The 6,000-nt window shown below is 40.8% G+C and carries 6 protein-coding genes and 1 pseudogene; 3 read left to right on the plus strand and 4 right to left on the minus strand.

Annotated features, from left to right (window positions below):
- Positions 1-63: 63 nt before the first annotated feature.
- The 3 genes from V7L12_RS08790 to V7L12_RS08800 form a co-directional block, all read right to left on the minus strand.
- Positions 64-534: an NADAR family protein gene (locus V7L12_RS08790; protein ID WP_334821859.1), complete on the minus strand. Its 471-nt coding sequence runs from the start codon at positions 532-534 to the stop codon at positions 64-66.
- Between the two features lie 249 nt (positions 535-783).
- A complete protein-coding gene (locus V7L12_RS08795) occupies positions 784-1,557 on the minus strand; it encodes an SDR family oxidoreductase (protein ID WP_335083920.1) in 774 nt (257 codons plus the stop codon).
- A 186-nt stretch (positions 1,558-1,743) separates the two neighbouring features.
- Positions 1,744-2,583: a nuclear transport factor 2 family protein gene (locus V7L12_RS08800; RefSeq protein WP_335083922.1), complete on the minus strand. Its 840-nt coding sequence runs from the start codon at positions 2,581-2,583 to the stop codon at positions 1,744-1,746.
- Positions 2,584-2,667: 84 nt separating this feature from the next.
- Here V7L12_RS08800 and murG point away from each other — a divergent pair, with 84 nt between their 5' ends.
- The gene (gene murG / locus V7L12_RS08805) at positions 2,668-3,741 is read left to right on the plus strand and encodes an undecaprenyldiphospho-muramoylpentapeptide beta-N-acetylglucosaminyltransferase (protein ID WP_335083924.1); all 1,074 of its coding nucleotides are present in this window, start codon (positions 2,668-2,670) and stop codon (positions 3,739-3,741) included.
- Between the two features lie 25 nt (positions 3,742-3,766).
- Positions 3,767-5,056, plus strand: coding sequence for a hypothetical protein (locus V7L12_RS08810; RefSeq protein WP_335083926.1), 1,290 nt, complete (start codon positions 3,767-3,769; stop codon positions 5,054-5,056).
- A 23-nt stretch (positions 5,057-5,079) separates the two neighbouring features.
- Here V7L12_RS08810 and V7L12_RS08815 read toward each other — a convergent pair whose 3' ends face one another.
- The gene (locus V7L12_RS08815; RefSeq protein ID WP_335083928.1) at positions 5,080-5,445 is read right to left on the minus strand and encodes a VOC family protein; all 366 of its coding nucleotides are present in this window, start codon (positions 5,443-5,445) and stop codon (positions 5,080-5,082) included.
- Between the two features lie 310 nt (positions 5,446-5,755).
- On the opposite strand from V7L12_RS08815, the pseudogene V7L12_RS08820 reads away from it, so the two are divergent.
- A pseudogene (locus V7L12_RS08820) lies at positions 5,756-6,000 on the plus strand (photosystem II q(b) protein); the annotation flags it as partial.

The raw sequence follows: 6,000 nt of genomic DNA on the forward strand, positions 1-6,000 counted from the left end.
GGGAATTTGACTATTCCCCGTTTAATTGCTGACTTTATGTAAAATGTAACTATTTTGATTAAATTATTCGTAAATTACTGTTAAAGATAGTAAATTACGAATTTCTTCACGCACACTCATGAGAGTTTTACCGAGATGGTTTTGACCGCTTTTATTAGCACCACAGCCCCAAAAAGAATCGGTTGGGGAGTTTTCAACCAAAATCTCATCACCTGTCTTCAGGAGAACTTCTCTGATATCGGTGTGAGTGAGAAACTTTTTGAGTACAGCTTCTCGCATAATTTGAGTTTTGACCAAATCCCAGTCTCGTCGGAGTTGGCGAGTACTACATCTTCCCAAAGTGGCAGCTTCTTCTGGGGTGGCGGCAGCATGGATGAGAGGTATAATTGCCGCATCTGTGCTGCCTACAAACTTTTGCGCTTGATAATAATGCTCAACCGTTGGCCAGTAAGCACCCTCAATGTGGATTCTGTGGAGAGAAAAGTTAGAAAAACAGCCATAAGGCTGCCAAACCTTATAAAAGTAAATGGTCATTTGAAAATTGCTCTTTTATATATCAATTTCACTCTAGCTGAGTAGGTAAAGCCTTAACAAACTCTCTAGACGTAAACTGAAACATAAACTGTAAAACTTTAGATATCTGGTGAAATTAAATATGCGTTATCCAGAACCCTTGTAGAGAGGTAGCACTGCTACCTCTCTACATTTTTTCTACCAAATGTCTCTTGAGTAGAGTAAGTGAAAGGGGTAAGCTTTTTTAGAATCGTATGAGATGGGTTACTTTTATGTTCGTCGATTAACTAGGGTAGCGCTAGCTTGGTCAACAGGCATTAGCACAACTTCATTAATATTGACATGGGGCGATCGCGTCACACAGAAAAATATCACATCAGCCACATCATCTGCTGTTAGGGGTGTAACTCCCTGGTAGACTTTGTTGGCGCGTTCAGTATTTCCGTGAAAGCGTACCTCGCTAAATTCCGTTTCTACCATACCAGGATCAACGGAAGTTACACGGATTCGAGTACCCAACAGGTCTTGTTTTAAACCTTCAGAAATTGCTCTCACAGCAGCTTTGGTAGCACAGTAGACATTGCCACCGGGATAGGTTTGATGTCCGGCGATGGAACCTAAATTTACCACATGACCGCGATCGCGACTTACCATTCTCGGAACGACATAGCGAGAGACGTAAAGTAAACCCTTAACGTTAGTATCAATCATGTCTTCCCAGTCTTGAAAGCTGCCTTCGTGCAACTTGTCTAAACCACGACTCAAACCAGCATTATTAATGAGAATGTTGATGTCAGACCAGGCAGAGGGTAGAGTAGCAATGGCAGATTCAACAGCATTGCGATCGCGCACATCTAGTTGTAGTAAATGAATTTCAGTACTAAAATCTTTACTAAGAGTATCTGCTAGCTGCTGCAAACGTTCTAACCGTCGTGCTGCTAAAATCAGTTTTGCACCTGCACCAGCAAAGATTTTTGCACAAGCAGTACCAATACCACTACTTGCGCCTGTGATCAAAATAATTTGATTTTGTAGGGAAATCATTGTTAGTCAAAAGTCAAGAGTCCAGTGTTAATTTAAATATACAATTTAACAATTTAGCAAGTTACTGACAGAGAGCTTATCTCACGAAAATGTCTTAAAAGTAATGCTTTATCCAGATTTTCAGTACGCTACCGCTAGCGCACTAACTCCTAACCGGAGACGGAGTGTCTCCGGCTTTGCTCTTAACTACTTCTTCACCACTTGCAGGCGCTGAGTTACCATCGTCATCCCATTACCTCGCAGGATGACAGCAGAAACCCATTGGCTACCTGGGGTAGATGGTGCTTGTCCTACTTTAAACAGTCCACCAGATGTCAGTAATTCTAAATCCACGGGTGTAGGGTTAAGAAATTTATTTGGTTGGATAGATTCTTCTAACGCCGTTCCTAGTAAAAAATCATCACCAAGTGGCTGTTGAACGATCGCATCAAAATTATACTTCTGACCGACTTGCACTTGCTGTGGTAATTTAATATCTATTTGAGGCGGGTTGCTGCCAGAAGTTAGTAGGGTGCGTTCTGACAAAATGTCTTGGCGGACTATTTTTCCACCTTCAATGCGCTGACGTGATTTAATCGTGGCATTGAGAGCTAACTTATTACCGTTACCAGAGGGTAAGCCAGTTATCTTTGTTTCTGTTTCAGCAATAATCCCATTGGCTTCAGGTTTTGAAGATAGCAGTTTCGTGCTGTATTGCAATTTCGGATATCGTTGCCAAAGTGAAGTTAAAGACTTTTCCAGGGTTTGGAGGTTTAATCCATCCCCATGAGTGAAATTGGGGCTGTAGAATTGCAACACCCCTTTGACATCGCCTCGGCTAGCAGCACTATCAACTTGTGTCAACAGGTTTTTCAGAGCGGCTGGTGCATTTTGGGGCGTAGTGACTTGAGATAATTGCTGTGGTGTCGTTGCCTGAGTTCTTTGCCAACCACTTGTTAAACCAATAGTCAGCAGGAACGAAACCAGCCAGATATTTGCTGGAAATTTGAGTTGGCGTCTCACTAAGGCGGTAATAATGTTAGTCATTGGTAAGAGTTTACTGATTTGATTAGAGAAAGTAAGCAAATTGTTTTATCTTAGTTAAGCTAGACGCTAAACGGTAGAGGTTTGATGGCAAACGCACCGATACGATTATTAATAGCTGCCAGTGGGACTGGTGGACATTTGTTTCCAGCGATCGCCCTGGCACAAAAACTTCCAGATTATCAAATAGAATGGCTGGGAGTACCCGATCGCCTAGAAACTCAACTTGTCCCCAAACAGTATCCCTTGAATACTATTGCAGTTGAAGGGTTTCAGCAAGGGTTTGGACTTTCCTCGATTCGCATTTTGGGTAAACTCGCCCTTTCGATTCTAGAAGTCAGAGGAATTCTCAAACAGGGAAATTTTCAAGGGGTGTTTACCACAGGGGGTTACATTGCCGGGCCAGCCGTCATTGCGGCGCGTTCTCTCGGTTTACCCGTGATTTTCCACGAATCTAACGCCTTACCTGGTAAAGTAACTCGCTTTTTTGGCCCTTGGTGTAGTGCGGTAGCCTTGGGATTTGAAGTAGCTGCTAAGTATTTACCTCGTGCCAAAAATGTCTGTGTTGGTACTCCCGTAAGAGCGCAATTTCTTGATGGGACAATTAATGCATCACTGGATTTAGCTATTCCTGATGGTGTTCCTTTAATTGTTGTTTTTGGAGGTAGCCAGGGTGCAATTGCAATCAATAAGTTGGTGCGTGAATCTGCAAAAGTTTGGTTTGATGCTGGTATTTATGTAGTACATTTAACTGGCGATCGCGATCCGGAAGCAGATAGTCTCAAACATCCACAGTACATAGCCTTACCTTTTTACAACAATATGGCAGCGTTGTTGCAACGCGCTTCTTTGGCTATAAGTCGTTCTGGCGCAGGTAGCTTAACAGAATTGGCAGTGTGTGGAACGCCAGCGATTTTGATTCCTTACCCCTTTGCCGCAGAAGACCATCAATCTTATAATGCAGACGTATTTACTTCATCGGGTGCAGCGTTAACGTTGAAACAATCTGAGTTGACGACTGAAGCATTGCAAAATAATGTGTTGAATTTATTGCAGTCACCGCAAGAGTTAGCAAAGATGGGGGAAAAAGCAAAAGCGATCGCAGTTCCTGATAGTGCCGAAAAGTTGGCGCAGTTAGTGCGTGAGGTGATAGAAACATAACGTTAATTATTTAGCATTAGAGAATATGTTATTTAGCAAAAAAATTAACTTCACAATAGGTTGTACTGCCTTATTACTTGTCAGTTTAGCAAGTAGTCATCTATATACCAAGTCAAAAACTAAACAACTAGCTCAACAAAATCAGTCATTTACTCAACAAGAAAATTCTACCCTACTTCAATCACAGATTTCTCTGACCTCAAATCAAGCTGCCGATCAACTTACCTCAAGGTTTCAAAATGCTTTTTCATCTCGACAGAATTTGTTAGCAGCATCTGCACCCTATCCAGTTGTTGATGAGTTCAAAAAATATAAATTTAACATTAATGGCAGCCAGATTGCTACTCCAGGAAAACTACCAAATAGTAAGGTTAAGTTCAATCAAGGAGATTTATTAACCGTTCTCGTTAATACTAGAAAATATTTTCAAGATTATGCTTCAGAAGACCCAGATATTATGCGTACAGGAGTGCTTGCTACTCAAGGAGTTACTGTAGCAGATGTCCTCAAAACTTTGAATTTCATGATTGCTGTTCTGAAGGAGGATATTGCTCATAATCGGGCTACTCGTTTACAAGACTCTAAATTTATTAATACCAATTTTCGAGTCATTCAATGGTCTGCCTACAACCCCAAAAGTAAACAGCAAAAACAATTACGAATTACCAAATATGCTGTATTTACTCACCCTGGTTCCCGCAAGAAAACCTCTACTTTTAATATACCAATTTATAGCTTAAAAGACAACTCTAATAACGATAAGTTTTACACTCGATACACAAAGCAAGATGTTTTGTCTGGTATTTATGAACCAGGTGGTCGAGAATTTGGAAAAGTTACAACTCTTGCTTATCTAACCAGAAATGGCTTAGAAGAAGCAATTATGGAAGGAACAATCCTGATTAATTTTACAGATGGTTATAAGGCATTTTTTAATGTAGATAGAAACAATGGAATAGCTTATATCCGTGGATTAAAGGCAACAGCACAAAAGCGTTATTGGTATTTTAGAGAAGTTGATGCTATTAAAGGCTATGGATACAAAATAGATGCAAAAATTTCTATCAAACCCGGAGTTACTTTTGCTGGAGATGTTTTAAATATCGGTTTAGGTAAAGTGATTGTGATTGAGCATACTCAAGGTGGTCGCAAACATCTGCAAATGGGAGTCATCGCCGATACAGGCGGAGCATTTTTACCCAATCTTTATCAGCTCGATTTTTTGGCAGGTATTTTTCAGAATAAAAAAGAATTTGGGCAGAATATCAGCCAATTACCAGACTATGCCACAGCATATTTTTTAGTCAAGAAGTAATGCATTGACCTGATGTCAAAAATCTATGCACGGGTTAACAATTCTAAGTTGTGGCCATCAGAGTCATAGAAATAGAAGCCACGACCTTCATTCCAGTGGTTAATTTGTCCTTTATTCTGATGCATGGGGTCGCTACTGTATTCAATACCTGCCTCTTTGATGCGTGCAAAAATTGCATCAAATTCTTTATCACTGACATGGAACGCATAATGATGTGGCTCGAACGCTTCAGCATCGGCGAAATCAAGCGTTAATGCATCATTTATATGCACAGCAGCAAAGTGACCAACGGGAAGCTCGACCTCTAAACCGAAAATTTTTGCAAAGAACCTCGCCGATGCTTCTTTGTCATGTACGGGCACTATGGTGTGATTTAGAGTAATTGTCATGTCACACTTTCCCTCCTAATTTTGGTACTAATCCATATCAACTCTTTATTCAGAGTCGATAACAACAATGTTCCTTATCTATTTTATCTTTTCAGCGCTAACACCAGAGTAAACATATCTAAATTCTGTGTTCACTGTATTTGGAACAACCGCAAACACTAAAATACAACGCTTCAATAAGCAAACCTGATATGAGTTATCAGGTTTACTGAAGTAATAAAACTTGATTAAAAATTGTAAAGCAGTGTAAAGTAGTTTCACAGGCAAAGACTTTACCGCCTGATTCATAAATAACCGCAATCATAAAACCATGACAGCAACCTTACAACGTCGCGAAAGCGCCAACGTATGGGATCGATTCTGCGAATGGATCACCAGCACCAACAACCGGATCTACATCGGTTGGTTCGGCGTAGTAATGATCCCCACCTTGCTAGCGGCTACCGCTTGCTTCGTAATCGCCTTCATCGCTGCTCCCCCAGTAGACATCGATGGTATCCGTGAACCTGTTGCAGGTTCCTTGATTTACGGAAACAACATCATCTCTGGTGCAGT

This window comes from Nostoc sp. (assembly GCF_036918245.1).
Taxonomy (GTDB): Bacteria; Cyanobacteriota; Cyanobacteriia; order Cyanobacteriales; family Nostocaceae; genus Nostoc.